At 73.1% G+C, this 14,834-nt stretch carries 11 protein-coding genes; 2 read left to right on the forward strand and 9 right to left on the reverse strand.

Annotated elements, in window-relative coordinates; translation table 11 throughout:
• Positions 1–2 precede the first annotated feature (2 nt).
• The 5 genes from ispG to LDL48_RS01985 all read right to left on the reverse strand — a co-directional run bounded on the left by ispG (position 3) and on the right by LDL48_RS01985 (position 7,662).
• Positions 3–1,130: a flavodoxin-dependent (E)-4-hydroxy-3-methylbut-2-enyl-diphosphate synthase gene (gene ispG, locus LDL48_RS01965; RefSeq protein WP_225253193.1), complete on the reverse strand. Its 1,128-nt coding sequence runs from the start codon at positions 1,128–1,130 to the stop codon at positions 3–5.
• Entirely contained in the window at positions 1,127–3,034 is a 1,908-nt protein-coding gene (gene dxs, locus LDL48_RS01970) for a 1-deoxy-D-xylulose-5-phosphate synthase (RefSeq protein ID WP_225253194.1), read from the reverse strand. Before dxs ends, ispG begins: the two co-directional genes overlap by 4 nt.
• Before the next feature lie 57 nt (positions 3,035–3,091).
• Positions 3,092–4,141 carry a polyprenyl synthetase family protein gene (locus LDL48_RS01975; protein ID WP_225253195.1) on the reverse strand — a complete coding sequence of 350 codons (1,050 nt, stop codon included), beginning with the start codon at positions 4,139–4,141 and terminating at the stop codon, positions 3,092–3,094.
• A complete protein-coding gene (ispH, locus tag LDL48_RS01980) occupies positions 4,138–5,190 on the reverse strand; it encodes a 4-hydroxy-3-methylbut-2-enyl diphosphate reductase (protein ID WP_225253196.1) in 1,053 nt (350 codons plus the stop codon). Before ispH ends, LDL48_RS01975 begins: the two co-directional genes overlap by 4 nt.
• 291 nt (positions 5,191–5,481) lie before the next feature.
• On the reverse strand, positions 5,482–7,662 hold the full coding sequence (locus LDL48_RS01985; RefSeq protein WP_225253197.1) for an MMPL family transporter: 2,181 nt from the start codon (positions 7,660–7,662) through the stop codon (positions 5,482–5,484).
• Positions 7,663–7,821: 159 nt separating this feature from the next.
• On the opposite strand from LDL48_RS01985, the gene LDL48_RS01990 reads away from it, so the two are divergent.
• Together LDL48_RS01990 and LDL48_RS01995 are read left to right on the forward strand one after the other, a co-directional pair.
• A complete protein-coding gene (locus LDL48_RS01990; protein WP_225253198.1) occupies positions 7,822–8,733 on the forward strand; it encodes an RNA polymerase sigma-70 factor in 912 nt (303 codons plus the stop codon).
• Positions 8,733–9,512, forward strand: a complete 780-nt coding sequence (locus LDL48_RS01995) for an aminotransferase class IV (RefSeq protein ID WP_225253199.1) — start codon at positions 8,733–8,735, stop codon at positions 9,510–9,512. Before LDL48_RS01990 ends, LDL48_RS01995 begins: the two co-directional genes overlap by 1 nt.
• 18 nt (positions 9,513–9,530) lie before the next feature.
• Here the strand turns inward: LDL48_RS01995 and LDL48_RS02000 are convergent, their stop codons facing one another.
• The 4 genes from LDL48_RS02000 to LDL48_RS02015 are packed head-to-tail and all read right to left on the reverse strand — an operon-like array spanning position 9,531 to position 14,833.
• A complete protein-coding gene (locus LDL48_RS02000; protein ID WP_225253200.1) occupies positions 9,531–9,716 on the reverse strand; it encodes a hypothetical protein in 186 nt (61 codons plus the stop codon).
• Positions 9,713–11,215 carry a hypothetical protein gene (locus tag LDL48_RS44370; RefSeq protein WP_225253201.1) on the reverse strand — a complete coding sequence of 501 codons (1,503 nt, stop codon included), beginning with the start codon at positions 11,213–11,215 and terminating at the stop codon, positions 9,713–9,715. The genes LDL48_RS02000 and LDL48_RS44370 overlap by 4 nt, the downstream gene beginning before the upstream one ends.
• Before the next feature lie 23 nt (positions 11,216–11,238).
• Positions 11,239–13,662: a GTPase-associated protein 1-related protein gene (locus LDL48_RS02010; protein ID WP_225253202.1), complete on the reverse strand. Its 2,424-nt coding sequence runs from the start codon at positions 13,660–13,662 to the stop codon at positions 11,239–11,241.
• The gene (locus LDL48_RS02015) at positions 13,655–14,833 is read right to left on the reverse strand and encodes a TRAFAC clade GTPase domain-containing protein (protein ID WP_225253203.1); all 1,179 of its coding nucleotides are present in this window, start codon (positions 14,831–14,833) and stop codon (positions 13,655–13,657) included. Before LDL48_RS02015 ends, LDL48_RS02010 begins: the two co-directional genes overlap by 8 nt.
• Position 14,834: the final 1 nt, after the last annotated feature.

The following is a 14,834-nucleotide window of genomic DNA, read 5'->3' on the forward strand; positions in this document are numbered from 1 at the left end:
CATCACTCCGCCCCGTCCGGCGCGGCCTCGTCGGCGATCCGCATGGCCTCCTCGATCAGGGTCTCGGTGATCTGGTCCTCGGGTACGGTCTTGACGACCTTGCCGCGGACGAAGATCTGCCCCTTGCCGTTGCCGGCGGCCACGCCGAGGTCTGCCTCCCGCGCCTCGCCGGGACCGTTGACGACGCAGCCCATGACGGCCACCCGCAGCGGGACCGGCATGCCGTCCAGGCCGGCGGACACCCGGTCGGCCAGCTTGTACACGTCCACCTGGGCCCGGCCGCAGGACGGGCAGGACACGATCTCCAGCTTGCGCGGTCGCAGGCCGAGCGACTGGAGGATCTGCGTGCCCACCTTGATCTCCTCGACCGGCGGCGCGGACAGCGAGACCCGGATGGTGTCGCCGATGCCCCGACGCAGCAGGGCGCCGAACGCCACCGCCGACTTGACCGTGCCCTGCAGCGCCGGTCCGGCCTCGGTCACGCCGAGGTGCAGCGGGTAGTCGCACCGCTCGGCCAGCTGCTCGTACGCGTGGATCATCACGACCGGATCGTGGTGCTTCACCGAGATCTTGAGGTCGTGGAAGTCGTGCTCGGCGAAGAGCGACGCCTCCCACAGCGCGGACTCGACCAGCGCCTCGGGCGTCGCCCGGCCGTACTTGGCCAGCAGCCGCCGGTCCAGCGAGCCGGCGTTGACGCCGATCCGGATCGGCGTGCCGTGGTCGGCCGCCACCGCGGCGATCTCGCCCACCCGGTCGTCGAACGCCCGGATGTTGCCCGGGTTCACCCGCACTCCGGCGCAGCCGGCCTCGATCGCCGCGATCACGTACCGCGGCTGGAAGTGGATGTCGGCGATGACCGGGATGGTGGAGCGCCGGGCGATCGCCGGCAGCGCGTCGGCGTCGTCCTGCGACGGACAGGCCACCCGGACGATGTCGCACCCGGCGGCGGTCAGTTCGGCGATCTGCTGCAGGGTGGCGTCCACGTTCGCGGTGACGGTGGTGGTCATCGACTGGACCGTCACCGGATGCTCGCTGCCGACACCGACCGGCCCGACCTTGAGCTGCCGGGTCGGGCGGCGGGGCGCGGGTACGGCCGGCCGGGTCGTCGGAATTCCCAGTTGTACGGTCACGCCACGGTCTCCTTCACCCGGATGTCCCGTTCCGGCGACCGCGGCGGGCACCCGCCCAGCCGGCCGGTGATCGCGGCCGCGACGGCGCCGGCGGTGAGCCCGCAATCCGCCAGCACCTCGGGCCGCCTGCCCTGGTCCAGAAAGCGTTGCGGCAGACCGAAAACGATCAGCGGGGTGCCGGCCGCCACGTCCCGCAGCCGCTGCCCGAGCACCGCGCCGAACCCGTTCACCCGCAGGCCGTCCTCCACGGTGGCCACCAGCCGGAACCCGGCGGTCATCCGGATCAGGCCGGCCGGAACCGGCTTGAGCCGCAACGGATCGACCACGGTCACCCCGATTCCCTGCGCGGCCAGCAGGTCCGCCGCGTCGAGGCAGAGGCCGGCCATCGCGCCGGCCGACACCAGCAGCACGTCCGGTTCGCCGGACCGGCGCAGCACGTCCACGCCGTCGCGCTGCTGCACCGCCGGGAGGTCCGGGCCGAGCGCGCCCTTGGGGAACCGGATCAGGTTCGGGCCGTCGTCCCGGGCGACCGCCGCGCGCAGCGCCGCCCGCAGGGTCCGTGCGTCGCGCGGGGCGGCGATGGCCAGCCCCGGCACGGCCTGGAACACCGCCAGGTCCCACATGCCGTTGTGCGACGGCCCGTCGTCGCCGGTCACCCCGGCCCTATCCAGCACGAACGTGACCGGCTGCCGGTGCAGCGCCACGTCCAGCAGCACCTGGTCGAAGGCCCGGTTCAGGAACGTGGAGTAGACCGCGACGACCGGCCGCAGACCGGCCATGGCCAGCCCGGCCGCGGAGGTGACCGCGTGCTGCTCGGCGATCCCGACGTCGAAGACCCGGTCCGGGAACCGGGCGGCGAGCGGTGCCAGGCCGGTCGGTTCCAGCATCGCGGCGGTGACCGCCACGACGTCGGGGCGTTCCTCGGCGAGCGCGACCATCTCCGCGCCGAACGCCGACGTCCAGGACGGCGCGGAGACCTGGACCGGCCGGCCGGTCACCGGGTCGATCACGCGTACCGCGTGGAACCGGTCGGCCTCGTCGTTCTCCGCGTGCGGGTAGCCGTTGCCCTTGCGGGTCAGGCAGTGCACGATGACCGGCCCGCCGAACTGGGCGGCGCGCCGGAGGCTGAACTCGACCGCCTCGATGTCGTGGCCGTCGACCGGGCCGACGTACTTGAGGCCGAGGTCCTCGAACAGGCCCTGCGGCGCCACCAGGTCCTTGACGCCCTTCTTGAGGCCGTGCAACGGGTGGTAGACGGCCGGCGCCGACGCCAGCGTGCGCTTCACCCAGTCCAGGAACCGCTCGTATCCCCGCGAGGTGCGCAGCGTGGCCAGGTGGTGTGCGAAACCGCCGACGGTCGGCGCGTACGACCGGCCGTTGTCGTTGACCACCATGATGACCGGCCGGTCCTTGGCCGCGGCGATGTTGTTCAGCGCCTCCCACGCCATCCCGCCGGTGAGGGCGCCGTCGCCCACCACGGCCACCACCGCCCGATCGGTCCGACCGGACAGCCGCAGGCCGTTGGCCAGCCCGTCGGCGTACGACAGCGCGGTCGAGGCGTGCGAGTTCTCGACCAGGTCGTGCGGCGACTCCGCCCGCGACGGGTAGCCGGACAGCCCGTCCTTCTGCCGCAGCCGGGGGAACAGCCCAGCCCGCCCGGTGAGCAGCTTGTGCACGTACGCCTGGTGGCCGGTGTCCCACACGATCAGGTCGTGCGGCGACCGGAACACCCGGTGCAGCGCGATGGTCAGCTCGACGGCGCCCAGGTTGGGGCCGAGGTGTCCGCCCGTGCGGGAGACGTTCTCGATCAGAAAGGTCCGGATCTCGCCGGCCAGCTCGCCCAGCTGCGCGGACGACAGCCCGGCGAGGTCCGCGGGCCCGGTTATCGCGTCTAGCAGTCCCATGTCACCGTCTCTTCTCGCCTGCCGCCCGGGCGTGCCGGGCGTCCTCGGTCGCGCCGGTTACCGGTCGCGGAACGCCACCTGGCGGGCCATCGCGGCCAGTTCCGCACGCCACGCCGGGTCCAGCGGGGCGTCGTCGAGGGCCCTGCAGCCCTGGTCGGTGAGCCGTCCGATGTGCGCCTCGATCTCGGCGCGGGTGCCGGTCTCGACCAGCAGCGCGCGCAGCCGGGCGGCGTCGGCCCCGCCGGCCTGCAGGTCGCGTATCCGCGGGTCGTGCCGCACCGCCAACGTCATCAGCAGCGTCATCTTGTGCTGTTCGAAGTCCAGCCCGGCCGGCTTGCCGGTCGCGTCCGGCCCGGCACCGAACGCGTCGATGAGGTCGTCGCGGAGCTGGAACGCCTCCCCGACGGCCGCGCCGTACCGGCCGAACGCGGCGGTCAGGTCGGTGCGCCCGGCCAGGCCGGCACCCATCACCAGGGGCCGCTCGATGGTGTACCGGCCGGACTTGGTCACCGCGATCCACCGGCAGAGCTGTTCGTCCGCGGTCGGGTCGGCGGCCGCCTGCACGTCCATGAACTGGCCGACGATCAGTTCCGCCCGCAGCTCGGCCCAGAGCGCGGCGTCGCCGGCGGCCCGCGCCATGAACCGGTCGGAGTAGATCAGCGCGAGGTCACCGGCGAGGATCGCCACGCTCTCGCCGAACCGGTGGGCCTCACCGCGCCAGCCGTTCTCCTGGTGCCGCCGGGCGTGCCGCACGTGGACGGTGGGCGCGCCGCGCCGCCGGTCGGCTTCGTCCATCACGTCGTCGTGGATCAGGGCGCAGGCGTGCAGCAGTTCCATGGCCGCCGCGGCGGCCACGACCCGTTCGGCGCGGTCCGGATCGCCGCCGGCGGCCAGGTAGCCGGTGACGCAGAACGCCGGCCGGATCCGCTTGCCGCCCGCCTCGATCAGGTCGGTCACCGCGTCCAACAGGGTGCCGGCCCGGGCGTCCACGGCGGTCCATCGCTTGCGTTCGGCGGCGAGGAAGTCCCGCAGCTCGCGTTCCACCTCGGCCAGGATGTCCTGCCGCACCGGACGCACGTAGCCCGGCGTGGTCATGTTCGTGGTCATCGGATTCCCCCGTTCGTCGGATCCGCCGGCGCGCCGTCGAACAGCGTCCGCTGCGGGCTTCGCGGATCCCGGCCGGGTGGCCCGCCGGCCAGTGGCCCCGGCACCGCGAACACCACGTCCTCGACGGACGTGGTGTCCACCTCGACGTCGGCGAAGCCGTGCCGCTCCAGGTAGGCCAGTAGGTCGTCGACGAGGACCTCCGGGGCGCTGGCGCCGGAACTCACGCCGACCCGGGTCGCTCCGTCCAGCCATCGCGGGTCCATCCGGGACACGTCGGGCACCAGGTACGCCGGCGAGCCGCTCTCCCGCGCGACGTCCACCATGCGCTGCGAGTTGCTGGAGTTCTCGGATCCGACCACCAGCACCACGTCGCACCGGGCGGCGAGCGCCTTGATCCCGGACTGCCGGTTCTGACTGGCGTAGCAGATGGTGTCCTTCGCCGGTCCGAGCAGGTCGGCGAAGCGGTCCCGGAGCCGGTCGACGATGCCGGCCGTCTCGTCCACCGAGAGGGTGGTCTGGGTCAGGTAGGCGACCGGGGTGTCCGGCGGGAGGTCCAGCCGGTCGACGTCCGCCTCGGTCTCCACCACGACGGTCCGCTCCGCCGCCTCGCCCCGCGTGCCCTCGGTCTCCTCGTGGTCCGCGTGGCCGATCAGCAGCAGCAGGCGCCCGTCGCGGACCACCCGGCGGGCCTGCTGGTGCACCGTGGACACGAGCGGGCAGGTGGCGTCGATGACGTCCAGGTCGCGGCGCCGCGCGTTCTCGTGCACGGCCGGCGCGACGCCGTGTGCGGAGAACACGCACACCGCGCCCTCCGGCACCTCGTCCTCCGACTCGACGAACCGGGCGCCCTTGCGTTCGAGGACGCTCACCACGTGGTGGTTGTGGACGATCTGCTTGCGGACGTACACCGGGGGCCCGTGGACCTCGAGGGCCCGCTCGACCATGGCGATGGCCCGGCGCACGCCGGCGCAGAAGCCCCGCGGCTCGGCCAGGATCACCGTCCGGCCCGCCGGGTGGCCGTCCGGTCGCGTGGAGAGTGTGGGCACCATGCCTCGGCCGCCTTCCAGAGCGATCGATGGGTTCCGCCCGGCGGCCACACCGACGGCGTCCCCGCCGGATCGGCGGGGACGCCCTGTGGAGGACCGGGATGCGGAGAGAATGCGCGACCACGGTGGAATCGCGCCGGACATGCGGGGGGCTTCCGGAGGCGAGGGGGGAACCTCCGGAAGCCCGGTCGACTCACGCGCGGCGGCGGCTGAACGCGGACAGGCTGCGCGTGGAGAAAGCGTGACACTTGACGCTTAACATCTCAATGCTCGCGAAGGTGACTTACCTCACATCTAGCTCACCGGGCTCGTGGGGGCGCCCGCCCCGACCGGCTCGGCGCGCGGTGCGCTGCTTTCGCGCAGGCCGATCGAGGCGTGCAGGCGGCGCAGCGGGCCCGGTGCCCACCAGGTCAGCCGGCCGCCGAGGCGCATCGTGGCGGGCAGCAGTGCGCCACGGACCAGCGTGGCGTCCATCAGGACCGCCAACGGCAGGCCGATGCCGAACGCCTTGGCGAACGTGATGTCGGAGAAGACGAACGCCAGGAAGACGATCGAGATGAGCACGGCGGCCGCGGTGACGATTCCCCCGACACGTTCCAGCCCCTGCGCGACCGCCGCGGTGTTCGAGCCGGTCAGCTCGTACTCCTCGCGGATCCTGGAGAGCAGGAACACCTGGTAGTCCATGGCGAGGCCGAACGAGAGGGCGAACAGCATGATCGGCAACGTGGAGCTGATCGTGCCGGTGACCGTGAAGTCACCGAAGAGCCCGGCCAGGTGGCCGTCCTGGAAGATCCAGACCAGGGCCCCGAACGTCGCGGTCAGGCTCAGCACGCTCAGCACCAGCGCCAGGACCGGCAGCAGCACGCTGCCGGTGAGCAGGAACAGCAGGATGATCATGGCGACGGTGAGGGTGGCCAGCGCGGCCGGCAGCCGCTCGGCGAGCGCCGCGTTCGTGTCGATGCCGGTGGCCGCCAGCCCGCCGACCAGGATCGGACCCGGTTCCGGCGTGGCCCGGACCGCACGGACCAGGTCCGCGCCGTCGTCGGCCGCCTCGGACCGCGGCACCACCTGCAGATAGACCGCGCCGCCGGCGGCGAACCCCTGGTGGGCGGCCCCGGCCGGCACCACCTGGGCGCCGCTCTGATAGCTGCCGGTGACCGTGTCCACCCGGGCGGCGCCCGGCAGCCCGGACAGCCGGCCCGCGTACTCCGCCACGGCGGCGCGGTCGGGGGCGGCCGGCAACACGATCTGGAGCGCGTTCTGCTCGCCCGTGTCGAACTCGGCCCGGACCGTGGCGGCCACGTCCCGCGCCACCGACTCCTCCCCCATCACCCGCTCGTCCGGGAGGGCCAGGTTCATGCCGAGCGCCGGGGTGCCCAGGAGCAGGAAGAACGCCGTCACGGCGAGGGCGACCGGGAGCGGGCGCCGCATCACCATGCTGGCCAGCCGGTGCCAGAACCCGCTGCTCTGCCCCGCGTCGCCGAGCAACCCTCGATACCCGAACAACCGCCCACGCTCCACCCGGGGACCGAGCACGACGAGAATCGCCGGCAGGATGATCAGCGAGGCGGCGGCGGAAAGCACCGCGGTGGCCACCCCGGCGTACGCCATCGACCGGATCGCCAGGATGGGGAACCAGGCCAGGCAGGCCAGCGCCACCGCGACGGTGGCCGCGGAGTAGACGATCGTGCGGCCGGCCGACCCGAGCATCCGCCGGATCGCGTTGTCCCGGCCGTCCCCGGCGTGCAACTCCTCGCGGTACCGGTTGACCATCAACAGGCTGTAGTCGATGGCCAGGCCGAGGCCCAGCAGCGTGACGATGTTGACCGAGAAGACGGACAGCGTGGTCATGGTGGTGAGCAGCCAGATCGTGCCCATCCCGAGCAGCACGGTCGCCAGGGCCACCAGGAGCGGCAGCGAGGCGGCGACCGCGCTGCCGAAGACCAGCACCAGGACGACCAGCGTCACCGGGAACACGATCGACTCACCGAAGGTCGCGTCCTCCTGCGCCTGCTCGGTCATCTCGTGCTGGAGCACGGCGTACCCGCCGACCTGCACGTCCAGGCCCGCCGCGTCCCGGTAGCGCGGGGCGAGTTCGGTCACCCGCCGGTCCACCTGGGTCTCGCTGCCGTCGATCGTGGCCAGCACGAGCGCCCGCTGCCCCGACGACGCGCGCATCTGCGGCGCGTTGCCCGACGTCCAGTACGACACCACCGAGGACACGCCCGGCTCGGCGGCCAGCCGCCGGGTCAGTTCCGTGCCCGCCGCGGTCACCGCCGGATCGTCCACTCCGCGCGGGTCGGTCACCAGCACCACGAGGTTCGGCGCGCTCTGCCCGAACGTCTCCCGCAGGGCCGCGGCGGCGCGCGCCGACTCGCCGCCGGCATGGTCGAAACCGCCCACGGTCAACCGGTCGAACAGCACCGGTCCGGCCGCGCCGCCGAGCACGGCGAGCGCCAGCGCTGCCCCCAGCACCAGCCTCGGCCACCGTAGGATTACGTCAGCAAGGCGAGTCAGCACGATCTCGTCCTTCCGGTCGGTCGCAACGGACGTACGCAGGGTTGAGGTCCGTGACCGTCGCCGATGTGACGCGATGCCGGAGGGTGTGACGCGGCTCACAATGGGGAGAATGCGATGGCGCACGACCAGCAAGCGGCGCAGCTCGCCGACCCCTTCGCCACGCACCGCCAGCTGCTGTTCGCGATCGCCTACAACCTGCTCGGCAGCGTCTCGGACGCCGAGGACGTGGTACAGGACGCCTGGGTGGCGTGGAACTCGGTGCGCCACGACGAGGTGCGCAATCCGCGGGCGTACCTGGTCCGGGTCGCGGTCAACGGCGCCATCGGCCGGCTGCGCGACGTCCGGCGGGCCCGGGAGCGGTACGTCGGCCCGTGGCTGCCCGAGCCGCTGCTGACCGAGCCCGACGTCGCCGACCACGCGCTCCGCACGGAGTCGCTGTCACTGGCGCTGATGGTCGTGCTGGAGACGCTGACGCCGATCGAGCGGGCCGTGTTCGTCCTCCGGGAGGCGTTCTCCTTTCAATACCGCGAGATCGCCGCGATCGTCGACCGCAGCCCCGACGCCGTGCGCCAGACCGCGCACCGGGCCCGGGAGCGGGTCCGCGAGCGCCGCCCACGGTACGACGTGGACCGGGAGGCCCAGCGCGCCGCGACCGAGCGGTTCATCTCGGCCACGCTCGGCGGCGACATGCGGGCGCTGGTCGAGGTGCTGGCACCGGACGTGGCACTGTGGAGCGACGGTGGTGGCCGGCGGTCGGCCGCGCGGCGGGTGATCCACGGAAGGGACAAGGTCGTCCGGCTGCTGCTCGCCATCCGGCCGAGCCTCCCGCCCGACCCGGTGGTGCGCTACCAGGAGGTCAACGGCACGCCGGCCGCGCTGGTGCTGGCCGGCGGGTGCCTGTACGCGGTGCTGGTCGCCGACCTGGTGGACGGCCGCATCTGCGGCCTCTACGGCGTGGTCAACCCGGACAAGCTGGGCGGAGTGGCGGGACCCCGCGCCGACCGGCCGGCCGGCCCGGGCGTCTGATGGCCGAACTCGACGGCGCACCGGCCGGTCCGGAGCAGCTGCGCCGCCTGGCGCTGTCGAACTACGGCCACTTCACCACGATGACGGTGGCCGACGGCCGGGTCCGCGGCCTGTCGCTGCACCTGGAACGCCTGGTCCGGGACTGCCGCACGGTGTTCGACGCCGCGCTCGACCCGGACCGGGTCCGCCACCACCTCCGGCATGCGCTGCGCGAGCGCACCGGCCCGGTGACCGCCCGCGTGACGATCTTCGATCCGGATCTCGACATCGGGCACCTGACCACGCCGGCCCGCCCCGCGGTCCTGGTGACGCTGCGACCGGCCGGCGCGGACGGCCCTCCCCTGCTGGTCCGCGCCGAGCCGTACCGCCGCGACGTACCCGCCGTCAAGCACGCCGGGCTGTTCGGCCCGCTGCTGCGACGCCGCGCGGCCCAGGCTGCGGGCTACCACGACGCGATCTTCACCACCGACGACGGCACCGTCCTGGAGGGCGCCACCTGGAACGCCGGCTTCGTCGACGGCGAGCGGGTGCTCTGGCCCGACGGCGAGTGCCTGCCCGGTGTCACCGCGGAGATCCTGCGCCGCGCGTACCCGGGGCCCATCGCCCGCGCGCCGGTCCGCCTGCCGGACCTGCCGCGGATGGCGGCGGCCTTCGCCACCAACGCGGTGTACGGCGTGCGCCCGATCGCCGGGATCGACGACGTCCGCTGGCCGGCGGACCATCCCGTGCTGGCCGCGTTGCGGGCGGCCTACCGGAACCACCCGGCCGAGCCGATCTGACCGATGGTCCACGGCCGATCAGGGAAGCAGGCCGTCCCGGACCGACCGGCAGAGATCTGTCGCCTGGCCCCACAACCAGGCGGGCACCTCACGGCGCACGGCCGTCGCGACGAGACCGGTCAGCGCGGACAGCAGCAGGGTGGTGAGCAGGACGCGGAAGGCCAGGTAGGAGTGCGGTAGTCCGCCGGTGCCCGGTCGGTTCATCGGATGGCCATTCCTTTCGCGCTGTGCCGCATCAACCAGTGGAACGGCGCGGACGGTTCGGCGAAGTGCCGGGGGGTGTGCGCGAAATGGCCGTCCGGCGGGACGCCGTGAAAGAAGTAGCGGACCCGGCCGAAGTCGCGGTCGGCGGCGAGGACGAGGTTCCGCAGGCCCACGTCGGCGAGCCAGGTCCGCGGCTTCGGTGCGCTGTGCCCGCTGAGGCCGAGTCGCTGTGCCCCGGCGCCGGTCCACAGCTCGTCCATCTTCGTCACCACGACGGCCAGGACACACCGCCGGGTGTTCCCGCCGTGCTCCCGGATCTGCTCCACCAACAGGCGGTACGGGCGTTCCGCGTACTCCAGCGAGATCTGCTCGAAGGGAGGATCGCCCCGGTCGGCGGCGGACGCCGCGGCGCGGACCGCGGGCAACGCCAACGGGTCGAGGGTCAACAGGTGGTTCGTGGCGTAGCCGGCCGGGCTGAGCACGTGCCTCGCCGCTTCCTCGGTGCGGAAGATCTCACCGGGCGGGTCGAAGGTGACCAGCAGCGCCGGCCCGGACACCACGGCGGTCGCCGGTCGGACCACCCGGATGGCCAGGTTCCGGTCGGACAGTCCGCCGGCCGGCTCCGGCGGCTGCTTCGTCAGTGCGGGCACCGCAGCCCGCCACAGCGACGTCTTGCCGGTGCCCGGCCCGCCCGCGATGACGATGCGGTGGACGGTGGCGACGCCGGCTTCGTCCGGCAGCGGCTCCTCACATCGAGGACACGTGGGGGCGAGCCGGCGGGCCGAGCGCAGGACGGTGGTCGGCATGCGGGCGCCGCACCCGCAGACCCGTGACCAGATGCCGAGGGGGCCGGGTCGTACGTCGCGATGGAGGTGGTCGCAGTCCGGACACCGGTAGGCCGGCAGGGCGGTCACCCAGGAGCACCGGAGGCACACCGCGGCGGCCCGGCGCCACCGGCGTACGCCGAGATCGATCGACCGCAACAGGACGGCGCCGGCCACACCGACCGCCGACCCGATCAGGGCGACCGCGAGGCCGAGCACCAGCACCAGCAGCAGCGCCGCCAGCGTCCCGGCCAGCATGGCGATCGTGAACACCAGGGCACCGGCGAGGTACGGCGCCCAGGCCCAGAGTCCGTCGTGCGTCCTGCGGCGGTCGTCGAGCGGCGCGGCCAGGGTCCGCAGCACCTGCAACGTCAGGGCGGTGGGCAGGACGACGGTGTTCCGCAGGTCGATGAGGAGTTGCGCGGTCAGATAGTGCGGCCACGCCCGGTCCCGCAACGGGTACGGCGCGGACGAGGACCGGGGCCGCTTGTCGTCCGGCGCCTCGTCCGGGACGCCGCCCGTCTCGTTGCCGGACAGTCCGCGGACGGCGCCCGACAGTCCGACCAGGAGTCCGGTCACGGTGCCCGCGGCGATCAGCAGCAGGACGATCGGGATCAACAGGTACGCCAGGAACGCCCAGACGACGACCACGCCGAGGACCACGAGAACGAGCACCAGCCACACGAGTCATACCCCGGTCACGTCGTCGTGTCGCGAAGCCAGTTGAGGTGGCTGGTCAGTGCGTTCGGCGGCCGGGACCACTGGTCGGCGTACCGTCGCCAATCGTCGGCGACCGGCTGGCCCAGCGGCTGGAGGCACAGCATCACCTCGTACAGCTGCGTGCCCATGCTGCGCGCGGCCCACGCGTCCAGCCGTGGGCCGCAGGCGGCGTGGAGGACCCGGCCGGCCGGGTGGCGTTCCGGCCGGTACCGGCTGAGCAGAAAGAACATGACCGCGGCCCGGGGTGGTGACCAGGCGCCCGCCCTGCCGTCCTGGGCACACCTCTGCAGGAAGCCGTCGACGAGGTCGGGCGGCAACACGTCGAGAAGGTCACGCAGCCGCGCCGGGTTCTGCAGTCCGTGCAGGCGTTCGACGAAGGCCCCGCGGCGGTCACGGATGAGCCCGATGCTGCTCTCCACCGCGGCGGCCGTGGGGTGACGGTCGTCGAAGGGCCGGCGCAGCATCTCGTGGAACCGGCGGTCCTGGGCTTCGAGATCCTCGACCCGGCGGTTCGCCTCGCGGACCTGGTCGTCGTCGGCGTCGAAGAACACCCGCACCACGCGGCGCCAGTCCGTCAGTGTCGTCGCGGACAGCGGCCGGCTCTCCAGCGCCCGGGCGATCTCGGCGGCGAACCGTGGCTCGAGGCGCAGCTCAGGGCCGACGTGGTCGCCGACGAGGCGCAGTTCGTCCAGGGTCGGCGGGGAAACCTCGTCCCACAGGGTTTCCGCGAGACGCCGGTACGCGTCCCGGTCGCCGCCCCGATGACGCCGTTTCGCCTCCACGACGTTGGCCCGGACGAGCGCTGTCCGCAGTTCCGCGCCGCCGTCGCGCATCGCGGCCGACAGCAGCGCCCGGTCGAAGGGCTTGTCGAGGTCGGCCACGAACGGGCGTGGCCGCAGGACCTTCCACCAGGTGGCGGCCAGCACCCGCATCATCGGTTCCTGCCGGGCCCGCCCCACGATCGCCTCCTCGAGGCGGGGCACCAGCGACGGCTCGGTACGCCACGACGACGGCTGGTAGGGCGCCTCGGGATCGTGCAGCCATCCGGCGACGAACCGATCGGCGGCCTCGGCGACCTGGTCGAGGCGTACCGTGACGTCCCGCGCGGCGGCCAGGGTGAGGATCGCCGCGAAGGCCGCGGGTTCCGCCGTCCGCAACGCCTCGACGACGACGCGCCGCGCGGTCGGCTGCTGATGGCCCGGCACCCGCCACCGCGCGCGGGTCACGGCACCGCCCCCCGGCGCCGCCGCGGCGGCCGCGCGTACCTCGGCGACCAGCAGCGCCTCGGCCACGGCGTCCCGTTGGGACGGGTAGTCCGCCTCCGCCACCCGCATCAGGTCGAACAACAGCGCGGGATCGGGCGCGGCGGTGAGGGCGCGGACCACCGATTCTCCGTACGCCTCGCGTACCTCCCGGAATTCCTGCCCGCGCAGCCACCGCAGCAGGTGTGGCATCACGTCGGGCGGGGGAACGATGTCCAGCGTGGCGGCGGTGGCCATGGCCCGGGCCGGAACGCCTCGCAGGCCGCTGGCGTCCGCCAGATCCACCGCCTCCCCGACGAGATCGGGGTCCGCGGTGCAGAACAGGTCGGCCCAGGCATCGGCCTCGGCGTCGGCCGGCGTCCGGGTCCACCGGCCGTGCACCAGATCGAACACCGCGTACCCCTGATCGCGGTCGACGTCGGCGGCGAAGTCGCTCCAGGACGGGTGCACGACCACCACCGGAAGCGCCGACCGGGCCGGTTCCATCGCGAAGACCTTGAAGCCGATCTCCAGGGCTCGTCGTTGCGGCAGCAGCAACGTCGCCGCCGCGAGCAGGTGCAGTGCGGCGAGGGCGTCGTCGGTGACGACGGCCACCCGGCGGTGGCCGCCCAGCCGGGGGGTGGCGAGCACGGACACGAGTCCGCCCAGCATCCGCGGCCCGCCCGGTGAGTCGATCACGTAGGACGCGGCCGCCTGTGGCGTGATCGGTCCCGGCTGCCAGTCGTCCGGGGGCGACGTGGCCGCCGTGGTGGGAAACGGCCCCGCCCTCCAGAACCCGGCGCCGGCCAGCTGCGCCGGCCGGATGATGCCGTACGTCGTCGGATCCCGGGTGGCGATCGCGTGTGTCAGATGGTTGCCCCCACGGGCTCCCTTCGCCTCCCGGCCCAGGTAGCGTCCGCTCGCCGTGGCGAACATGCCGTCCGCACAGACGTGCGCCAACGAGAGCGGGAACTCCGCGACGGGCCGGCCGTCCTCCAGCAGCTGGCTGGGTGGCTCGTAGAGCAGGTGCCGTTTGATCACCGCCCGCAGATCGGCGGTCAGGCGCGGCGTGCCGGCCTGGAACTGCATCCCGGCGATGCCGTCCAGGCCCTGCCCGGCGGCACAGTCGGTGTAGATCGCCGCCTCGAAATTCTCAGCCACGGCGCGTCCTGGGCACCAGGCCGTAGTGCGCGAGCAGCCACACCAGCGGGTCGGCCACCCGGATCGGCCGGACCGCGCCCGGGTTCAGGGTGTTGTCCGGGTTGGGGCGCGTACCGAGCGAGGAAACGGCGAAGTAGCGGTAGTTCCGGTAGTTCGACTGGAGCGCGCGGTCGATGTCGTCGGCCTGATGGTCGAGGAGCAGTTCGCGTACGGACTCGTGCACCCGGCGGCCGGCCTCGTCGTCGTAGATGCCCCGGTCCGGAGCGGGGTGGAAGATCGGATGCTGGGGCCCGAGGACGTCCCGCAGCTCGTCGACCTTGGCGAACACCACCGCGATCGGCAGGTCGAGGCGGTCGCTGACCGCGTGCTCCATGCGCAGCACCTCGGTCACCTGCTGGATGACGGACAGCGGCTCGCTCGCCGGTTTGCGTCCTTCCGGCAGGTTCATCTTGTCGGCCAGCCCGCGGATGGCGAACGGATCCAGAAGGACGATGAACGCGTGCACCTTGGCGAGGAACTTGAGCTCCTCGATGCCCCGCTTGGTGCCCAGTGACTCACCGGCGGTGTCGAGGAAGGAGAGACAGGTGCTCTGATACCGCGCGCTTCGCCGCGGAGCACGTCGCCGCCACTCGAAGAACAGGGGCTCGCTGCGACCGTCGAGCTGCTGGGTGAGGGCGGGCAGGCGGCCCTTGTCCATGACCGCTGTCACGTGCCGCTGTATCCAGGCGTTGGCCGCGTCGCCGTGCACGGTCACGTCGGCGGCGAACCGCCGCCCGAGGACGTTGGTGAGCTGTTGCGCCAGCACGGTGAGGTAGACGGTCTTGCCGGTGGAGACGGCGCCGGCCATCCCGATCACCGGGCTGAACGAGTCCCGGAAGTTCGACGGCAGCGGCGTGTGGCAACACGGGCACGCCTGCTTCCCGGTCCGCCCGCCGCAGAACGGGCAGTAGGCCTGGCGGGAACGGTGGCTGCGCCACCAGGCCAGCAGGGAATCCGGCGCCGGCGGCCGGAAGACCGGGTAACTCTCCTCGGCGTACCCGGTCTCCTGCAACCGCTGCTCGTCGACCGTCCGGCGGCACGGGCGCCGGCCGGGCGCGTAGTTGCCGGTGCACGCGAACGACAGGCGTCGCCGGTCGATCTCGTGGTAGCAGTACGGGCAGATGTCCTTCATC

The sequence above is a fragment of the Jidongwangia harbinensis genome, assembly GCF_020216025.1.
GTDB classification, from domain to species: domain Bacteria; phylum Actinomycetota; class Actinomycetes; order Mycobacteriales; family Micromonosporaceae; genus Actinoplanes; species Actinoplanes harbinensis.

Bases quoted from the DNA above. Each gene is read 5' to 3' on its own strand.
- dxs (WP_225253194.1), bottom strand. From the start codon at position 3,034: ATGGGACTGCTAGACGCGATAACCGGGCCCGCGGACCTCGCCGGGCTG.
- LDL48_RS01975 (WP_225253195.1), bottom strand. From the start codon at position 4,141: ATGACCACGAACATGACCACGCCGGGCTACGTGCGTCCGGTGCGGCAG.
- LDL48_RS02015 (WP_225253203.1), bottom strand. From the start codon at position 14,833: ATGAAGGACATCTGCCCGTACTGCTACCACGAGATCGACCGGCGACGC.
- LDL48_RS01995 (WP_225253199.1), top strand. From the start codon at position 8,733: ATGGCCGAACTCGACGGCGCACCGGCCGGTCCGGAGCAGCTGCGCCGC.
- LDL48_RS01990 (WP_225253198.1), top strand. From the start codon at position 7,822: ATGGCGCACGACCAGCAAGCGGCGCAGCTCGCCGACCCCTTCGCCACG.
- ispH (WP_225253196.1), bottom strand. From the start codon at position 5,190: ATGGTGCCCACACTCTCCACGCGACCGGACGGCCACCCGGCGGGCCGG.
- LDL48_RS02000 (WP_225253200.1), bottom strand. From the start codon at position 9,716: ATGAACCGACCGGGCACCGGCGGACTACCGCACTCCTACCTGGCCTTC.